11 protein-coding genes and 3 rRNA genes are annotated in these 19,090 nt (G+C 43.4%); 10 read left to right on the top strand and 4 right to left on the bottom strand.

What is annotated here, in order from left to right; all coding sequences use genetic code 11:
* Positions 1–5 precede the first annotated feature (5 nt).
* The 7 genes from ODOSP_RS09275 (at position 6) to rrf (ending at position 11,035) form a co-directional block, all read left to right on the top strand.
* Positions 6–773: a DUF4843 domain-containing protein gene (locus ODOSP_RS09275; protein ID WP_013612072.1), complete on the top strand. Its 768-nt coding sequence runs from the start codon at positions 6–8 to the stop codon at positions 771–773.
* Between the two features lie 11 nt (positions 774–784).
* Positions 785–2,332 carry a PKD-like family lipoprotein gene (locus tag ODOSP_RS09270; RefSeq protein ID WP_013612071.1) on the top strand — a complete coding sequence of 516 codons (1,548 nt, stop codon included), beginning with the start codon at positions 785–787 and terminating at the stop codon, positions 2,330–2,332.
* Between the two features lie 17 nt (positions 2,333–2,349).
* Complete coding sequence (locus ODOSP_RS09265) at positions 2,350–4,629, top strand: TlpA family protein disulfide reductase (RefSeq protein WP_013612070.1); 2,280 nt, start codon at positions 2,350–2,352, stop codon at positions 4,627–4,629.
* Between the two features lie 199 nt (positions 4,630–4,828).
* On the top strand, positions 4,829–5,254 hold the full coding sequence (locus tag ODOSP_RS19910) for a TlpA family protein disulfide reductase (RefSeq protein ID WP_041556632.1): 426 nt from the start codon (positions 4,829–4,831) through the stop codon (positions 5,252–5,254).
* 871 nt (positions 5,255–6,125) lie between these two features.
* Positions 6,126–7,649, top strand: a 16S ribosomal RNA gene (locus ODOSP_RS09250).
* Between the two features lie 260 nt (positions 7,650–7,909).
* A 23S ribosomal RNA gene (locus ODOSP_RS09245) occupies positions 7,910–10,795 on the top strand.
* Positions 10,796–10,924: 129 nt separating this feature from the next.
* Positions 10,925–11,035 (top strand): 5S ribosomal RNA (gene rrf / locus ODOSP_RS09240).
* The 16S, 23S and 5S rRNA genes sit together here, the layout of an rRNA operon.
* Positions 11,036–11,784: 749 nt before the next feature.
* Here rrf and ODOSP_RS09225 read toward each other — a convergent pair.
* Positions 11,785–11,970 (bottom strand): hypothetical protein, encoded by a 186-nt coding sequence (locus ODOSP_RS09225; RefSeq protein ID WP_140398586.1) that lies wholly within the window; start codon positions 11,968–11,970, stop codon positions 11,785–11,787.
* Positions 11,971–12,211: 241 nt separating this feature from the next.
* Between ODOSP_RS09225 and fsa the strand changes: the two genes are divergently transcribed.
* From fsa to ODOSP_RS09210, 3 genes are all read left to right on the top strand, one after another.
* Positions 12,212–12,868, top strand: coding sequence for a fructose-6-phosphate aldolase (fsa, locus tag ODOSP_RS09220; protein WP_013612068.1), 657 nt, complete (start codon positions 12,212–12,214; stop codon positions 12,866–12,868).
* Positions 12,869–12,874: 6 nt separating this feature from the next.
* Positions 12,875–13,483, top strand: coding sequence for an L-threonylcarbamoyladenylate synthase (locus ODOSP_RS09215; protein ID WP_013612067.1), 609 nt, complete (start codon positions 12,875–12,877; stop codon positions 13,481–13,483).
* Between the two features lie 144 nt (positions 13,484–13,627).
* Complete coding sequence (locus ODOSP_RS09210) at positions 13,628–14,290, top strand: MgtC/SapB family protein (protein WP_013612066.1); 663 nt, start codon at positions 13,628–13,630, stop codon at positions 14,288–14,290.
* Here the strand turns inward: ODOSP_RS09210 and ODOSP_RS09205 are convergent, their stop codons facing one another.
* The 3 genes from ODOSP_RS09205 to ODOSP_RS09195 form a co-directional block, all read right to left on the bottom strand.
* A complete protein-coding gene (locus ODOSP_RS09205; protein WP_013612065.1) occupies positions 14,291–15,739 on the bottom strand; it encodes a TrkH family potassium uptake protein in 1,449 nt (482 codons plus the stop codon).
* A 13-nt stretch (positions 15,740–15,752) separates the two neighbouring features.
* Complete coding sequence (gene trkA / locus ODOSP_RS09200; protein ID WP_013612064.1) at positions 15,753–17,093, bottom strand: Trk system potassium transporter TrkA; 1,341 nt, start codon at positions 17,091–17,093, stop codon at positions 15,753–15,755.
* An 84-nt stretch (positions 17,094–17,177) separates the two neighbouring features.
* A complete protein-coding gene (locus tag ODOSP_RS09195; RefSeq protein WP_349175109.1) occupies positions 17,178–19,067 on the bottom strand; it encodes a ComEC/Rec2 family competence protein in 1,890 nt (629 codons plus the stop codon).
* Positions 19,068–19,090 lie beyond the last annotated feature (23 nt).

Here is a 19,090-nt window from a genome sequence, read left to right as displayed (position 1 = left end):
AACGTATGAAAAAATATATATTTATGTGTCTTGCAACTCTTTTGTGTTTAGAGGCTTGTAAAGAAAACGAAAGACAACTCTTCGCTTTGAATGAGGATTTTTTGAATATTTGGTTTGGTGGGGTAGAATTGACTTCACGGACAGATAGTACGGTGTACAATTACTATTACCGTCCTTTGACGCTTGAATATGATTCGGTGATGTTTCATGTCCGGGTGGCAGGGATGCCGTCAGCGCTTGATCGTACCTTTGAATTGGAAGCTGTGGAGGGTGACCTCGGCCAGGTAATTGCCGGCGAGCATTATGTCGTGAAACCTTATGTGATACCCCAGGGGGAAGTGTCGGGTATTTTTCCGATTTACCTGAAGTCAACAGATGATTTTAAAAATTCTTCTTTTAAAGTGGTTTTTGCGGTGCGTGAAAAAGACGGCTTTCGCGGTGGTGCGAGGGAATATGCCCGATTGTATTTGATTGTGGAAGATATGGAAAAGAAACCGTTTTACTGGGAAGAGGATTTGGAAACTTATCAGCCATTAAACAAATTTTGGGGAACATATAGTGCGGTAAAATATCGTTTTATGACGCAAGTTATCGGAGTCCCTGTTACTCGTGTATGTTATGGTGCTGTTATTCCTTCGGCTCCGGGGGAACTGACCTATTCGGAAGCGGTTTATTGGCAAAATCGATGTCGTCAGGAATTGGAGGTGTATAATAATGACCCGGCGAATCCTGACCGCCCCCTCTCGGATGAATACGGACCTATTTCATTTTAAATTGTATGTTTATGAAAGTATTGAATAATGTATTGTGGGTGCTTGTATGGGTGTTTATGGCGAGTGCTTGCTATGAGGATAAGGGTAATTATGATTACCGTGATTTGGATGAAATCATAATTGATACGGCAGGTGCGGGAATCCGTACCGACTATTCGGTTGCACTGCAGGAAACGCTTGCAATTCCTCTGAAAGTATATTGCAATGGGAAACTGGTGAACGGTTCCGAAAAAGACTTTCCGGAATTGGAATTCAAATGGGTAGCCATACAGCAAGAAACGACGACTCCTATTCTTTCCTGCGATACGCTTTCAACTGAAATCGAGTTGAACGTAGCGGTCAGTTTGCCGACTATCAATTGGACATTGATTTTTTCCGTCCATAACAGACAGACGGAAACGGATGATTTTATGAAATTCAATCTGAAAGTACATGCTGGATTGAGCGAGGGGTGGATGGTGTTGTACGAGCGGAATGGGAAAACCGATGTCGGTTTGATTGCCAACGACTTGGTTTCACCTGATGTTACACAGGAAAAGATAACCTTGGATGTATATTCTTCTTTGAATGGGGAGGCTATGAATGGCAAGCCGGTACGAGTCGTTTATTCCATGTCAACGAAACCGGAAGTCGTTTATCTTGTTTCTGATCAGGAAATAATGGGTGTTGACCCTGTTTCTTTTACGTCGCTTTATACTTTTGACAATCTTTTTTATGAAGTGCCTGCCCAACGGAATATCACTTGTTTTACAGTATCTTCCGGACGGCGTGAATTCATGGTAAATGACAATAAGGGGTATGGTTTGAATGCTTCTTCGATGGGGTCGAATCGGAACACGCTTAAATTCGGAGTACCTTGTAAGGATGAGAGTGGAGAATTGGCACCCTGGTGTGCCCAAATGGCGACTGCGGGTTATATGGGAGTTGTTTACAATCAGTCGACACAAAAATTCCGCTGCCTGAAAAATAACGGTTCGGCATTGTCTGATTTTTCGGTGCAGGGTAAAGAGGCCGCATTCGATTGTAATCAAGTCGGATTAGAACTTGTTGCCAGCGATTTCGGACGTAATAATTATGAGCATATTCTGATGAAAGATGCTTCGGGACATCATTATTTGCTCGTTGCTGATTTTTGCGGGATATTCACACAGAATGCTATCGGTAAAGCTAAATACGACCTTGGCGGTTGTGAAGGTTTGGATAAAAAAGTGGTATCCGTGACTGCCGGTTATAAAGGAGAGATTTTTTATTATGCAAGTGGAAATACCTTGTATTTGCTTGATTATAAGTCAGTGCCTGCGAAAGCGACTCCTGTATGGACAGCGCCTGCGGGGACGGAAATTACTTGTGTCCGTTTGCAAAAATACCTTTATGGTGCAAGTGGTAACAAGCCTGTCAATGATTGTGAGGTTATTTATATTGCGACTGCCGATATTGCAGGTGAGGGGGTTGTTTACCAATTGCGTGTAGATCCGTCGAGTGGCGTAGTGGATAAAAGCTCTGAGAAAAGTTACGACGGTTTCGGACGTGTTATGGATATGGGGTGGAAAAAACAATAACATTAAAAATATTTAAAATGATGAAATCAACTTTTTTAATTGCGTTTTTTAGCATAATGGCATTTTTAGGGGGCGTGCGAGTAGATGCCCAAACTATCCGCTTGAATACAGCCGATTTGAAAGCAATAAAGGCACAAATGGAAACGTCGGATAAACAAGCGGCTGTCGATGCCGGCATCCGTTTTTTCAACGGAACCTGGAAAGAGGCATTGGCAGAGGCGAAGAAATCAGGTAAGACCATATTTATGGATTGCTACACCGATTGGTGTGTACCTTGTAAGCGTTTGTCAAAAGAGGTCTTTACCTTGAAAGAAGTAGGAGATTATTTCAATGAACACTTTGTGAATGTGAAGATGGATATGGGTACAGGAGAAGGAAAAACGATGGGCAAACAATGGGGGGTGAATGCCTTCCCGACCTTGCTGTTTTTTAATACTGAGGGAGATGTGATTCATCGGATAGTGGGTGCTCCTGATCTCAAAATATTGCTGGCGAAAGGGAAACGGGCCGTTGAGAGGAAAGGATATGCCTGGATGAATGAGCAGTATGCTTCCGGTAACCGTGAGCTTGCTTTCATTCAGTCTTATATGGAGGTGTTGTCATTGGCATCCGAGAGCCGGAAAGCGGAAAATATTTGCGTGGACTATTTCAAAACATTGGATAAGAACAAATTGACAGAACGTGAATATTGGGATTTTTTCCGTAAATATATTAAGGATGTTGACGATGAGACGGCCATATATGTGTATAAACATCGGGCGGATTTTATTGCAGCATTGGGAGAAAAGGAAGTGAATAAGAAAATATATTCGTTGTACAATTCAGGTGCATACCGTTATTGGAAAGAGCAAGAGGGACAAGGTACTTTTGATGAGAAAGGATTTGAGAAATATGTCAAACGATTGATGAAAAGTGATGTCGGCGGTAAGGAGAATATTGTGGAGGATGCCCGGATGTTTTATGCGGAAAAACAGGGAGATTGGGCTTCGTTTATAAAGATGGCTACAGAGCGTTTGGATAAAGGTGGCATGTCGGATTTTATCGTCTACAACTGGGGAATACGCTTGAATGTAGAATGCCAGGACCCGGTTTTTCGTGAAGCGATTGCGGCATTGACGGAGCGTAGAGCCAAGGAATTGTCGACATCTACAGAGCCGTCAGACATACAGATGATGAAAAGTTTTGAAAGTATTGCCGATCGTATCCGTCATCCTGAGAAGTATAAAAAACAGTCTTCGGTGGTTACGATCAGCGGTAAGGTAAATGCATTACGTCCGGGAGAGAATGTGGTTCAGGTGGTGAAACAGGAAGGACATTCCAAACAAGTGATAGATTCCTGTACTATTCAGAGTGACGGAACTTATGAAATGAAGGTGACTGTAAAGAATCCGGGTTTGTACGAGTTGGATTGTCAACGTGGACAAAAAGCGACAATATGGCTCGGTGATGAGGATGTGAGTGTGGATTTCCCTGGTTTCGGGACATCGAAATTTAAGGTTATGCGTCCAGCCTATTATGCTGTCAAGGGGGGAACCAATAATGAAGTGTTGGATGTACTGAATTGGGAGTCTATGCGTTTCATGAGAATGGTAGGTGATATCGGTAGAGTACTGTATGGATGCAAAGACTTGTCGGCGGAGACACAGCGGGAATTGAATGAAACTTTGGGAAATACTTGTCGTGCAGAATATTTTGATTGTATCAGTCATTGGGCTGATATATATGCTGACCGGGAGTCTGTGGTGGTATTGCTTTCACAATTGCAAGATGATAAATACAATGCAGTGGTGGAGCGTATAGCGAAAAAATTGACAGAAGCTTATCCGAATAGCGAGGCTGTAAGGAATTTCAATATTACGTTAGAACAGAAAAAACGGTTGTATGAAGGAATGCCCGCTCCTGAATTTTCTTTGTTGACAGCAGATGGAAAGAGTAAGTTGGGACCGTCTGATTTTCGAGGGAAAGTGCTTGTGATTGATTTTTGGGCTTCTTGGTGTGGCCCGTGTCGGGGTGAGATTCCGAATGTAAAGAAGGCTTATGAGACTTATCATGAAAAAGGCGTTGAGTTCCTGAGTGTTTCTATCGATAAAGATGAAGTAGCTTGGCGTAAAGCTTTGGAAGATGAACAAATGCCTTGGTGCCAGGTATTGGCTCCACAGGCTGGTAAAGAGGTGAAAGAACTTTATCAGTTCAGTGCTATCCCTTTTATTGTTGTAATTGACAGAGAGGGAAAGATTGTTGGTAAGAATCTGAGAGGTCAGATATTGCTGAATAAACTGGAAGAACTGACGCGATAGATAGTGCTTCCAGCGGAGAAAGTATGTTTGCAAGGGACTGTCTAACAATAAAACGTTATTCAGTCCTTTTTTTGTATCCTCCTGATAATATATATTTTTTCAGTGAGTTTTATGCTGTCTTAGTATTTCTACAATAGTAGATTTTTAAGGCTATTCAGTAATAAATGTTGATTGGTGTTTATATATATGTTTACTCTAAATGTGGATTTATTTCGTTATTAATCCGTCTTTGGCGATCGGAATTGGTGACCCGGTCGCTTCTGTCGGTCGTCTAGCCCTTTCTTTCACTGACCGGCGGAACTCCTCGCAGGCTCGTCAGACACCACCGGTCGGTCGTTCAGAAAAAGCAAGACGACACTCGCCAGAGCTCCTATTGCCGGAAAGGTCTCTAAGTTTTCAGACCTACAAGGCAAGGCGGTTTTATTTGGACGTGTGGGTAACCTGGTGCGGTCCCCGTTGTGAGGAAATTCCTTATATGGAAAAAGTAGCAGAGTATTTCGGAAACGATCCTCGTATTGAGATTGTCAGCATTTCTGTGGATGCTAACTGTAAGGCGTGGGAAACAAAGCTGGAAAAGTACAAGCCGGAGTGGAAGCAATTCCTGCAAAAGAATTTTTGCGATTAGTACAATATTAACGGATACCCCCGTTTTATGATGTTCGACAAGAAAGGGTGGATTATCACGGTGGATGCTCCGCGTCCGTCCGACCCGGAGATTATCGGTTTTATTGAAAGTCATTTGAAGTGATTCGTGTTTTATTGGGTAGGAATGACTTGTCGATTCCTGCCCGATTTTTTATTTTTCTCTTTTCTTCTCCCTTTTTAAAACATGGGTTACTCCCTATTTTACTTATAACGTAGGTTTGTGTATAATAATTTTGCAAGGTAAATCCTTTGGTTATCAATTTGTTGAGTGTGTGTAGTCTATTTTTTCTAAAAAAAGTTGATAAAAAATTTGGAGATGGGGTATAAATTGTTCTATCTTTGCAGCCGCAATCAGGGAATGAGGGGTTAAACCAATAGCGCAGGTGAGTGGTGGTGAAGGGTTGGTTTCCAGAGTTTTGGGTTGTGCAGAGTTCTTCAGAATATTGCCCTGGTCGGGGTTTGAAAAAAAAACTTCAAAAATTTCTTTTGAAAAGTTTGGAGTTGATGAAAAAGTCCTTACCTTTGCAGCCGCTTTCCGAAACGAAGCGGAGGTTCTGAAACATTTTGACGGATGTGTTTTTCATCTTTTGCGGATGAAGCCTGCAGAAGCTTTCTTCTACGGCGGTTCCGAAAAAAAGTTTGAAAAAAAGTGCGGAAAGATTTGGAGGGAATATGTAAAAGTATTTATCTTTGCATCCGCTTTCGCCTCATAAGTGGGGCGGGTAAAAGAGAAGCAAAAAGAGTTCTTAAAGATATTGAAAGGTTTGAAAACAAACAGCAAGTGCGAGTCCGAGAAGAGATTCAACGGATATAATGACTGAGCGAAAGAGATAATTTTAAAAAGTTTTATTACTATGAAGAGTTTGATCCTGGCTCAGGATGAACGCTAGCGACAGGCTTAACACATGCAAGTCGAGGGGCAGCATGAGGTAGCAATACCTTGATGGCGACCGGCGCACGGGTGAGTAACGCGTATGCAACCTGCCTGATACCGGGGTATAGCCCATGGAAACGTGGATTAACACCCCATAATACTTTAATTCTGCCTGGGATGGGAGTTAAATGTTCAAGGTATCGGATGGGCATGCGTCCTATTAGTTAGTTGGCGGGGTAACAGCCCACCAAGACGATGATAGGTAGGGGTTCTGAGAGGAAGGTCCCCCACATTGGAACTGAGACACGGTCCAAACTCCTACGGGAGGCAGCAGTGAGGAATATTGGTCAATGGACGTAAGTCTGAACCAGCCAAGTCGCGTGAGGGAAGACTGCCCTATGGGTTGTAAACCTCTTTTATAAGGGAAGAATAAGTTCTACGTGTAGAATGATGCCTGTACCTTATGAATAAGCATCGGCTAACTCCGTGCCAGCAGCCGCGGTAATACGGAGGATGCGAGCGTTATCCGGATTTATTGGGTTTAAAGGGTGCGTAGGCGGTTTATTAAGTTAGTGGTTAAATATTTGAGCTAAACTCAATTGTGCCATTAATACTGGTAAACTGGAGTACAGACGAGGTAGGCGGAATAAGTTAAGTAGCGGTGAAATGCATAGATATAACTTAGAACTCCGATAGCGAAGGCAGCTTACCAGACTGTAACTGACGCTGATGCACGAGAGCGTGGGTAGCGAACAGGATTAGATACCCTGGTAGTCCACGCCGTAAACGATGCTCACTGGTTCTGTGCGATATATTGTACGGGATTAAGCGAAAGTATTAAGTGAGCCACCTGGGGAGTACGTCGGCAACGATGAAACTCAAAGGAATTGACGGGGGCCCGCACAAGCGGAGGAACATGTGGTTTAATTCGATGATACGCGAGGAACCTTACCTGGGTTTAAATGGGAAATGCCGTATTTGGAAACAGATATTCTCTTCGGAGCGTTTTTCAAGGTGCTGCATGGTTGTCGTCAGCTCGTGCCGTGAGGTGTCGGGTTAAGTCCCATAACGAGCGCAACCCTTACCGTTAGTTGCTAGCATGTAATGATGAGCACTCTAACGGGACTGCCACCGTAAGGTGAGAGGAAGGCGGGGATGACGTCAAATCAGCACGGCCCTTACACCCAGGGCTACACACGTGTTACAATGGCCGGTACAGAGGGCCGCTACCAGGTGACTGGATGCCAATCTCAAAAGCCGGTCGTAGTTCGGATTGGAGTCTGTAACCCGACTCCATGAAGTTGGATTCGCTAGTAATCGCGCATCAGCCATGGCGCGGTGAATACGTTCCCGGGCCTTGTACACACCGCCCGTCAAGCCATGGAAGCCGGGGGTGCCTGAAGTCCGTAACCGCGAGGATCGGCCTAGGGCAAAACTGGTAACTGGGGCTAAGTCGTAACAAGGTAGCCGTACCGGAAGGTGCGGCTGGAACACCTCCTTTCTGGAGATCAGTTATTATCTGCACTTGCTGGCAAAACCTTCAACCTTAAAAAAAGCTGACAGCCGGGCGGCTGGAAGCACAGGTTTTCGGAACATGAAAAGGTTCGATTCCTTTTAACCTGTCAGTACTCGCAAGAGTAACAGTTCTTTGACATACTGGAAAGATGGAAAAATATATTCCACAACAATGAGCAAAAACAGAAATTATATAAATGTTTTACGACATTAATGATTTCCGAGTAAGCTGAAAGTATAAAATTAGAGTAAATAATTAAGGGCGTATGGTGGATGCCTAGGCTCTCAGAGGCGAAGAAGGACGTGATAAGCTGCGAAAAGCTCCGTTTAGGTGCAAATAACCTTTGATGCGGAGATCTCCGAATGGGATAACCCAATATGTTGAAGACATATTATACCGTAAGGTAGGCAAACGCAGGGAACTGAAACATCTAAGTACCTGCAGGAGAAGAAAACAAACGTGATTCCCCCAGTAGCGGCGAGCGACCGGGGAAAAGCCCAAACCGTTATTGTTTCGGCATTAACGGGGTAGTAGGACTGCAAGCTTGATGAAATAAATGAAATGGAACACCTTGGAAAATGTGATCACAGAGGGTGATAATCCCGTACATGCAAGTTTATGAATCATAGCAGACTCCTGAGTAAGTCGGGACACGTGTAATCCTGACCGAATCCGCCGGGACCATCCGGCAAGGCTAAATACTCCTGAGAGACCGATAGTGAACCAGTACCGTGAGGGAAAGGTGAAAAGCACTTCGAACAGAAGAGTGAAATAGTCCCTGAACCCATACGCCTACAAGCAGTCGGAGCCGCTTCGTGCGGTGACGGCGTGCCTTTTGCATAATGAGCCTACGAGTTACTCATCACCAGCGAGGTTAAGTACTTCAGGTACGTAAGCCGAAGCGAAAGCGAGTCTGAATAGGGCGTCAAGTTGGTGGTGGTAGACGCGAAACCTTAGTGATCTACCCATGGGCAGGGTGAAGGTTTGGTAACACAAACTGGAGGCCCGAACCGGTAAACGTTGAAAAGTTTTCGGATGACCTGTGGGTAGGGGTGAAAGGCCAATCAAACTGGGAAATAGCTCGTACTCTCCGAAATGCATTTAGGTGCAGCCTCTGTTGTTTTGTTCTAGAGGTAGAGCTACTGATTGGATGCGAGGGCTTCACCGCCTATCAAATCCGGCCAAACTCCGAATGCTAGAACATGAAGACAGGGAGTGAGCCAGCGGGTGCTAAGGTCCGTTGACGAAAGAGGGAGAACTCAGACCATCAGCTAAGGTCCCCAATTATATGCTAAGTTGGAATTAAAACGGGGTGGGACTGCTTAGACAGCTAGGATGTTGGCTTGGAAGCAGCCATTCATTTAAAGAGTGCGTAACAGCTCACTAGTCGAGCGGTCCTGCATGGATAATACGCGGGCATAAGCATATAACCGAAGCTATGGGATTGTAGATGATACAATCGGTAGGAGAGCATTCCATTCAGCATAGAAGCAGTATCGTGAGGTATTGTGGAGCGGATGGAAAAGCAAATGTAGGCATAAGTAACGATAATGCGGGTGAGAACCCCGCACGCCGAAAGATCAAGGATTCCCCGGCAATGTCAATCATCCGGGGGTAAGTCGGATCCTAAGGGTAAGCCGAGTGGCGATCCCGATGGCAAACAGGTTAATATTCCTGTACTGATCATAACTGCGATGCAGCGACGCAGAGGTGACACTGCTGCGTACTGACGGAATAGTACGTTGAAACCCGTATTCTTTGATACCGGTAGTGAAGCACGCCGGTAGAGATGAAAGGTGATAGTACCGCAATGCTTCGGTTGCGCGGATAATGCAGGTAAGCTGACTGCCAAGAAAACCTGCTAAGCTTCAGGTAATGATCATCCGTACTGTAAACGGACACACGTGATCAGGTAGAAAATACTAAGGCGCTCGAGAGATTCATGGTTAAGGAACTAGGCAAAATGGTCCTGTAACTTCGGGATAAAGGACGCTCTTGTGAAAGAGCCGCAGATAATAGGCCCAGGCGACTGTTTACCAAAAACACATGGCTATGCTAATTCGCAAGAAGATGTATATGGCCTGACACCTGCCCGGTGCCGGAAGGTTAAGAGGAGAGCTCAGAGGTAACTCGAAGGTTTGAATTGAAGCCCCGGTAAACGGCGGCCGTAACTATAACGGTCCTAAGGTAGCGAAATTCCTTGTCGGGTAAGTTCCGACCTGCACGAATGGTGTAACGATCTGGGTACTGTCTCAACCATGAGCTCGGTGAAATTGTAGTTCCGGTGAAGATGCCGGATACCCGCAACGGGACGGAAAGACCCCGTGAACCTTTACTGCAGCTTTGCATTGATTTTGGGTAACAGATGTGTAGGATAGGTCGGAGGCTTTGATGCTGCGTCGTCAGGCGTAGAGTAGCCGTCGTTGAAATACGACCCTTTTGTTATCTGAGGTCTAATCCCGTTAGGGAGACATTGCATGGTGGGTAGTTTGACTGGGGTGGTCGCCTCCAAAAGTGTAACGGAGGCTTCTCAAGGTACCCTCAAGGCGTTTGGTAATCGTCTGCAGAGTGCAATGGCATAAGGGTGCTTGACTGTGAGACCGACACGTCGATCAGGTTGGAAACAAGAGCATAGTGATCCGGTGGTTCCGCATGGAAGGGCCATCGCTCAAAGGATAAAAGGTACTCCGGGGATAACAGGCTGATCGCTCCCAAGAGCTCATATCGACGGAGCGGTTTGGCACCTCGATGTCGGCTCGTCACATCCTGGGGCTGGAGAAGGTCCCAAGGGTTCGGCTGTTCGCCGATTAAAGTGGCACGCGAGCTGGGTTCAGAACGTCGTGAGACAGTTCGGTCCCTATCTGTTGTGGGCGCAGGATATTTGAGGAGCTCTGACTCTAGTACGAGAGGACCGGGTTGGACATACCTCTGGTGAATCAGTTGTGTCGCCAGATGCACTGCTGAGTAGCTATGTATGGATTGGATAAGCGCTGAAAGCATCTAAGCGCGAAGCCAGCTTCAAGATGAGATATCCTTACAGGGTCGTTCGAGATGAGAACGTTGATAGGTTGCAGGTGTATAGTCGGTGACGGCACAGCCGAGCAATACTAATTACCCGAATGTTTACTTTAAGCGGAGTATATTCTTCTTTATCTTTCCGGTGTAAATGTCAAATTCTCAGCGGAGGCTGTGGGTTGTTGGGATATGTAACGGGAACTGAAGGAATTGTAATGAAACAGGATAAAATCCTGAAGATATTAAAAGGTGTCTATAACCGGGGGGATCCACCTCTTTCCATTCCGAACAGAGAAGTTAAGCCCCTGAGTGCCGATGGTACTGCCTTATGGTGGGAGAGTAGGTTGGCGCCGAATTGTGAAAGCAGTCATGATGTGAATTGTGACTGCTTTTTTTTATCTGATTATACTGGCTATACCAAACGGATACTGGCAAAGAAGAAGGAGGAAAGGTAAATGCATCGGGTATGCCCCTTCATGTTAAGCTCCCTTTTAGAAACACTATCGTATGGAATTCCATTTGTCAAAAATGTCGATCCTACCGGACAATTTTTGAATGATAGTGAACGAGTCCCTTGTCAGGTGATTGCTGTGATTGAGGATCTTCCACAGAACAGTCATTTTAATTTTGAATATCTGGAATCCATGACTCCGGATGTAGCTGATTATGATGGCTTGGAGTTCTTTATTTATCTGAAATTTAGGAAAGGTGTCCATTAGAGAAGGTAGTAGAAAAATCTAACCGGGTCAATCGAAAAGGGGTATAATACCTTGAAATATACAAACAGGGAGTGAGCTGGAACCTTTAACTTCTATTCATTTGTCGACTTTAGCCGATTTTGATTTTAAAACCGGAGCCGGGATGGTTGGGATTCTATTTATGAGTTGTATCGGATTATTGATTTTATTTATTTCCGTCAGTAATTTTGTCGTCCTTTTTATGGTACAAGGGGAAAGACGTTCTAAAGAAATCCCTTTTGGGTATGAGATAAAATATATATACCGTGTCGGGGGTATTGGTCTGGATTGCTTTGCTTGTTTGTATAAGTAGCTGGAAAACTATCATACGTAATCCTTTCGAAGCTTTAAAAGCTGGGGAATAATATTCAATAACTGTTGACAAATCTGGAAGGAGTGATCGAATCAGTCGTAGTTATCTGATTTTCTTCCGGAGGAGACACTGAATTTTTTCGTTCAGCTTCATAATAAGCGAAACTGAACAGGATGATCAGGATCAGGCATACATGGAGACAATCCCGTTGGCTTTGATATGATATTTTTTTCGACATCATGTTAAGAGTATATACGGTAATACTTTACCGAATGGTTTGTGTATAGATAAAATATTTGTTTGTCGGATTAGAGTTTTTTCTGAAGTATTTTATAACACCTGAAGTAAAAAATAGGTTTGTTTTGCCGAATCCCCGTTTTTATAAATTGAAAAATATCAGAATATAATAGCTTTATTGAGCGGAATATTCTAATTTTGTTACGTGATTTATAAAAACTGCAAACTTTTTAAAAATAAAACCTATGAAATTTTTTCTTGACACGGCTAATTTGGATCAAATCAGAGAAGCAAATGACTTGGGAGTGTTGGACGGAGTGACGACCAATCCATCGTTGATGGCTAAAGAGGGGATTAAGGGAGTGGAGAATTGTAAAAAACACTATGTCGATATTTGTAATATCGTCCAGGGAGATGTGAGTGCTGAAGTGATTGCTACCGATTATGAGGGAATGATAAAAGAAGGAGAAGAATTGGCCGCTTTGCATCCGAATATTGTAGTCAAAGTTCCTTGTATTGCCGAAGGGATTAAAGCTATAAAATATTTTACCGGAAAAGGTATCCGTACCAATTGTACTTTAGTGTTTTCTCCGGGACAGGCTTTATTGGCTGCAAAAGCCGGAGCTACCTATGTATCTCCTTTTGTGGGCCGTCTGGACGATATTTGTAGTGATGGTATCGAGTTGGTTAGTAAGATCGTGGATATGTACAGTTATTATGGTTTCCATACTCAGGTCCTGGCTGCTTCGATCCGGAATACGCAACACATCATTCAGTGTATAGAGGCTGGTGCCGATGTCGCAACCTGTCCGTTGGCTGCTATCAAAGGATTACTGAATCATCCGTTGACAGATAGTGGACTGGCTAAATTCCTGGAAGATTACAAAAAGGTAAACGGTTGACGCTTCATGTATATCAAATTATTTGAGGATAATCCTAATACCCGGGATATCCTTAAAGTTGTAGAGGTGTTGAAAGCCGGTGGCATTATTATCTATCCGACGGATACAATTTATGCGATCGGTTGTGACATTAATAATGTCAAAGCTGTGCAGCGTGTTTGCCAGTTGAAAAATATCAAACCTGAGAAAGCCAATTTTTCGATGATTTGCCGGGATCTGTCGAATATCGCTGCTTATGCGAAAGTAAATAACGAGGTTTTTAAGGTGATGAAACGTAATCTACCCGGGCCTTTTACTTTTGTATTGCCGGCAACTAATAAATTGCCTAATGTGATGATCAATAGGCGGAAGACTATCGGTATCCGGATTCCGGATAATTATATCGTGATGTCTATTGTTGAAGAACTGGGTAATCCTTTACTGACTACTTCGGTTAAAGCTGAAGACGAGGTGGTTGAATATATGACCGATCCTGAATTGATTCATGAAAAATATGAGAAATTGGTGGATTTGGTGATCGACGGTGGTTTTGGACAGAATGTTGCCTCGACAGTTGTCGATTGTACCGATGATCGGATAGAAGTCATCCGGCAAGGAATCGGAGAATTGAAGTGAAAGCAGGAAGCAGAGGAGAAAAGAAATGAAGGCTGTTCCGGGTATATGGGACAGCTTTTTTTGGCATTCTTTTTGTCGTAGAAAAGAAACGTTTGATCAGATAGAACGTAATGGGATAGTAAAGGTTATTGAAAGGAGGTTTTTATGCTTTGGGACTGTATTTTTCGGTTATTGTTAGCTGGAGTTTTGGGAGGGGTGATCGGCTGGGATCGGGAGTATCGGGCTAAGGAGGCGGGATTGAGGACGCACTTTTTGGTTGCTTTGGGAAGTGCTTTGATTATGATTGTATCACAATATGGATTTGCCGATGTCTTGGCTAAGCCGGGTTATGGTTTGGATCCGAGTCGAGTGGCTGCTCAGGTGGTCAGTGGTATCGGTTTTATCGGAGCAGGGACTATTCTGATTCAAAAACAGTTTGTACGAGGCTTAACGACGGCTGCCGGTTTATGGGCGACTTCGGGTATCGGACTGGCTGTCGGAGGAGGTATGTATTGGATCGGAGTATTCGCCATGATCCTGACTTTAATAGGACTTGAATTTCTGACTATTATTTTTAAAAATGTAGGAGAACATAGTTCATTGCTGGTATTTGCCACTACCGATAAAGAAAATTTGAAGCGGGTGACCAATGAACTACATTTGAGAAATTATCGGATTGCCAGTTATGATATGCAACACGAGCCTCTCGAACATGCCGATTTATACCATGTAACGATGGTGATCAAGACCAAACGCTATCTGGATGAGAGTGAATTATTTCAGTTTATGCAAAGTTTGCCCGATCTGACTTTAGAACGGATAGCCTGATTATTTTCTCCAGAAAGCTTTTGTAAACAGCACCATGACGGTAAAGATCTCCAGACGTCCTACCAGCATTAAAAAAGCCAGGAATAATTTGGCAAAATCATTCAGGTGCGCATAGGAAAACATCGGACCGACACTGCCGAATCCGGGACCTACATTACTCATCGAGCTGACGACGGCACTGCAGGCGGTAATGATATCTTCCGTAAAGATGGTCATGATCAGACTCCCGATGGTAAATACAATCATGAATAAAATGGCAAAAGCCATAATCCCCGTCATTATATTGGGATGAACGCTTTTATTGTTGTATTTGACATTGATAATACCATTGGGGTGAATAATACGCTTTAACTCTACAAAAGAATTTTTAAATAGCAGATAAACCCGTACGACTTTCATTCCTCCGGCTGTTGAACCGGCTGAGGCTCCGACGAAAAGAAGTAAGAACAGAATCAAACCTAACAAGGGAGGCCAAAGCAGATAATCGGCGGTTGCAAATCCCGTTGTCGTGATTAAAGTAACTACCTGAAAGGTGGCATCACGCATACTCTTCTCGAAGTCTGCCCAGCCGATGACGTAAAGTCCTACACCGATCACAACGCTGGCTAGCAAGACAATCGTGAAATAGAGTTGAAATTCATTATCCTGGATCAGTTTCCTCCAATTACCACGGATAGCTGTATGTAAAAGTCCGAAATTGGTACCTGCCATAAAAGTAAAAATGATGATGACATATTGGATATAAGCGGAATCCCAATAAGCGATACTATTTTGTTTGGTCGAGAATCCTCCGGTGGCCATCGTGGTGAATGCATGACAGATACCATCGAAGAGATTCATTCCTCCGAATAGGAGCAAAAGGGTTTGTAGAAGTGTCAGGATGGTGTAGAGAATCCACATTTGCCGGGCAGAAGAAGTAAAGGTAAATGAAGTTTTATTGTGTGTAGGCCCTGGGACTTCTGCCACATAAAGATCCCGTCCCTCTATTCCGAGACTCGGTAATATGGCGATAAATAGCATAATAATCCCTAATCCTCCCAGCCATTGGGTCAGGGAACGCCAAAATAAGGTGGCATGAGGAAGTGCTTCGACATGATTCAGAATAGAAGAGCCAGTCGTGGTGAACCCCGACATGGTTTCAAAAAAGGCATCTGCAAAAGAAGGGATTGTATTTCCGATCATATAAGGAAGACTACCGAAAAGGGAGAAGATGATCCATACCATCGTTACCATGAAATAACCGTCTTTTTTGGCCAGTACCCGATCTTTGATTTTTATCAGTTTAGACAACAGGAAACCGGCACTCATGGTGATCAGGGAGGTATAAAAAAAAGCCGATGCATCGTGTTCACCATAAATTAAAGCAATCAGGACACATAACAATAAGAAGGCACTCTCGATTAGTAACAGCCTTCCCATCAGATTGGCGATAAAACGAAAGTTTATCATCTTCTGAAAAAATTTATTGGAAATATTTAATTACTTTTTTGACAGCATTTTGCAGAGCAAAGATCACTACCGTATCCCCGGCCTGTATCTGCACATCACCTTTAGCTATAATGGTTTCGTCGCCCCGGAATACTCCTCCGACAGTAGCATCGTCCGGGAAGTGAACATCTTGTAAAGAATACTTTGTGATTTTAGACCCAGGCTGAGCTTCCAGTTCGAATACTTCTGCTTCTGAAAAAGTTAAAAATTTCAGATGGCGGACATCGACATTCATGGTGTAACGGTAAATATGGGAGGCTGCAATCAGTTTGGTATTGATTAACGTACCGATTCCGATATTTTCTGCCAGGTCGATGTAATCGATATTTTCCACTTCGGCTACACTTTTCTTGACCCCCATTTTTTTAGCTAAGAGGCAAGACAATATATTGGTTTCTGAAGAACCTGTCAGACTGATAAAAGCGTCTACATTTTTAATACCTTCTTCCCTCAGTAAAGTAAGATCTCGTCCGTCCCCGTTAATCACCAGCGTAGATTTTAGTTTGTCGGCCAGTTGGATGCATTTTTCACGGTCTTTCTCGATAATCTTGACATGGTAATTTTTTTCCAGCAGAGAGGCTGTTTTTATACCTATTCTGGAAGCTCCGACAATTACTATATTTTTGATTTCAAATTGTTCTTTACCACATAAGGCGAAAACATTCGAAATAAAAGAAGGCCGGGTGACGATAAAAACCAGATCTCCATATTTCAATTCGTCGTTTCCCCGGGGGATGATGGTATGGTTGTGGCGTTTGATGGCAACGATCCGGAACTGATCGGCTCCATAGATTTCTGCCATTTTGATCAAGGTATGATTGAGGATAAGCGCATTATCCCAAAGTTTTATCCCTAGCAATTGCAGACGTCCGTCCGAAAACTCATGCATCTGCCTGGAACCGATTTGTTTTAGCGAAGCAACGATTTCTTCGGCTGCCAACCGTTCCGGATAGATCAGTGAATCGATACCGATAGAACGCAGGTATTCTGCATTTTCGATTTCCAGATATTCACTGTTATTGACCCGGGCGATCGTTCGTTTAGCTCCTAGTTTTTTGGCCAATATAGCAGAATTGATATTCTGATCTTCCTGAGGATTTACAGCAATATATAAATCACATTTTCCGACTTCTGCATCTTTCAGAGCACCGATTGAAGTACACGAACCGACGATAGAGAGGATATCGATCTGGCTTTCCAGATCTTCCAGTTTATCCTGATTTGTATCGATCAGCATAATGTTGTGTTCTTGCCGGCTAAGCATCTTAGCCAAATGTGTACCGACAGCTCCAGCTCCGGCGATAACGATGTTCATTGTTTGTGAAATATTTTGATTTCATTTTATTGGATTGCAAATTTACTGAAAATAATAGATTAAGCCAGTGTTTATACTAAAACTTTATCGGAGGGAATACCGGAAGCTTCCGGTTTCTGCCGTGTTGATGAGGGTGAGATGATGCTGACGGCAAAATTTGTCCCATAAACGAATGTTAAATGCTGTATTGGAACCGTCAAGGACTATTTGTGCCGGATATCGGTGTTCTTCAGGAGAAAATATTTTTTCCGGACTGAGATTATGGGTTACGATTAGTATCTGACCTTTCGTTAGGGGAAGATTTGAGGCGGATGCGATTGTTAGAGTGTCTTTTAAAGAACAGAGCTGTCCGGAATGATAGCTGAGTCCGTTACCCAGAAAGCCTTGATGGTCGGGTAATGACCGGAGATTGTTCTGAGCGATATAGGGTTGCGTTTGCGGTAGGCTGTCGGAAGTCCGGAGTAAATAAGTATAATATCCCTTATAATTCAGTATGATAGCACTTTTTTGAGGAAGTTGAAATACGATGATTTCCTGGCGATTGGCAAGATAAAAATGGGAGGATATATTCCAGCATAAGAGAATAAAGAGAGTGAACATGGAATATCTTCTCCATTTTTTCCCGGGTTTGGTAAAATAGAGATATAGAAAAATCAAACTGATATAGGACAATAAAACGGTGGGAACAGAGGGATACAAGTGATGCAGGTTGAAACTGTAAGGAGCGAAGATATGCAGAAATCCCATGATTATTTTTTCTGTCACTTCCGGAATCCAAGCCAGGTACTGACTGAGTAGAAAGGGGAGTATCAGACAAAGCATGGCGGCATAGAGCAGAAAAGTAGCTAATGGAACCGCGACCAGGTTGGCTAAGAAGCCGTTCAAATTGATCGTATGGAAATAATAGGCGCTGATAGGAAGAGTCGGCAATTGAGCTGCAATTGTAATACAGCAACAGGCATATATTTTAGCCGGAAAAAGGGGGAGCTTTCCGGCAAATCGATATAAAAAAGGATAAATAGTCAGTATACCGGTATAAGCGCTGTACGATAACAGGAAACTGAGTGAATACAAATTCGAGGGATGAAACGATAAGGTTAGAAAAGCTGCTGCTGCAACAGAGTTCAGAGGGGTATAGGATCGGTTGAAATATTGACCGATATGAATAAAAGAAAGGATCGTTGCAGCCCTGACAACGGATGGGGATAAACCGGTGAGACAAACGTAACACCAAAGAATCGGGAGTACCACAAAAGTAATTTTACGGGAAGGGAAACCGATACTTTTGAAAATAAACAGTATAAATAAGTAAATAGCACCGGTATGCAGACCGGAGACCGATAAAAGATGGACTGTTCCCGTCGAGATAAACAGATTTTGTACCTCGCTGTCGAGGTCGTTTTTATATCCCAGACAGAGAGCGTTTACGAGTTGGCAACAGGTAGAGTCTGAAAATAACCGATGGGTCTTACTTAGCCATTTCTTGCGAAGATGATCGAAAACGGTGTATAAATCGTCCGAATGACCGTTTTGCCGGATGGGACTAACCGGTAGTAGATGAAAAAAAACGTTTTTTTGTTTTAAATAGCGGGCATAACTGAATTCACCGGGATTGGCATTCTGTCGGAAAGGGAGTATACGGGCATTGAAATGCAGGGAGTCGCCAGGCATATAAATGGTATCGGTATAAAAATGACTGAGATAGTAGTTTTGATTGCTCACGGATAAGATCAGATTATGGTGTGGGAGTATTTCATTACACCGGCCATCGATGCGATAGATTTTGTCGGGAAAAGGAGTAAAAAGAGGCGGAGCAGAAATAACGAATCCGTAACTTAGGACCGTTACAATTAAAAATAGTTCTTTCCAGCCGGGAGACAATTGAAAAATGAAACTTAGTAAAACGAGAAACAGGCCGATGAAGAAACAGTAAATAGCCGCTATCAACGGCATATCGATAAGAATACCTCCGATAAGAGCCGCTAACAGATAGATAA

This window comes from Odoribacter splanchnicus DSM 20712 (genome assembly GCF_000190535.1).
GTDB lineage: Bacteria > Bacteroidota > Bacteroidia > Bacteroidales > Marinifilaceae > Odoribacter > Odoribacter splanchnicus.
Note: the sequence above shows the minus strand (reverse complement) of the source record. Positions and strands in the feature narration are given on the sequence as shown.

What these genes read in the sequence shown, in the direction of transcription:
- ODOSP_RS09275 (WP_013612072.1), top strand. Translation starts at nt 6, where the DNA reads ATGAAAAAATATATATTTATGTGTCTTGCAACTCTTTTGTGTTTAGAG.
- ODOSP_RS09270 (WP_013612071.1), top strand. Translation starts at nt 785, where the DNA reads ATGAAAGTATTGAATAATGTATTGTGGGTGCTTGTATGGGTGTTTATG.
- ODOSP_RS09265 (WP_013612070.1), top strand. Translation starts at nt 2,350, where the DNA reads ATGATGAAATCAACTTTTTTAATTGCGTTTTTTAGCATAATGGCATTT.
- ODOSP_RS19910 (WP_041556632.1), top strand. Translation starts at nt 4,829, where the DNA reads ATGTGGATTTATTTCGTTATTAATCCGTCTTTGGCGATCGGAATTGGT.
- ODOSP_RS09225 (WP_140398586.1), bottom strand. Translation starts at nt 11,970, where the DNA reads ATGATGTCGAAAAAAATATCATATCAAAGCCAACGGGATTGTCTCCAT.
- fsa (WP_013612068.1), top strand. Translation starts at nt 12,212, where the DNA reads ATGAAATTTTTTCTTGACACGGCTAATTTGGATCAAATCAGAGAAGCA.
- ODOSP_RS09215 (WP_013612067.1), top strand. Translation starts at nt 12,875, where the DNA reads ATGTATATCAAATTATTTGAGGATAATCCTAATACCCGGGATATCCTT.
- ODOSP_RS09210 (WP_013612066.1), top strand. Translation starts at nt 13,628, where the DNA reads ATGCTTTGGGACTGTATTTTTCGGTTATTGTTAGCTGGAGTTTTGGGA.
- ODOSP_RS09205 (WP_013612065.1), bottom strand. Translation starts at nt 15,739, where the DNA reads ATGATAAACTTTCGTTTTATCGCCAATCTGATGGGAAGGCTGTTACTA.
- trkA (WP_013612064.1), bottom strand. Translation starts at nt 17,093, where the DNA reads ATGAACATCGTTATCGCCGGAGCTGGAGCTGTCGGTACACATTTGGCT.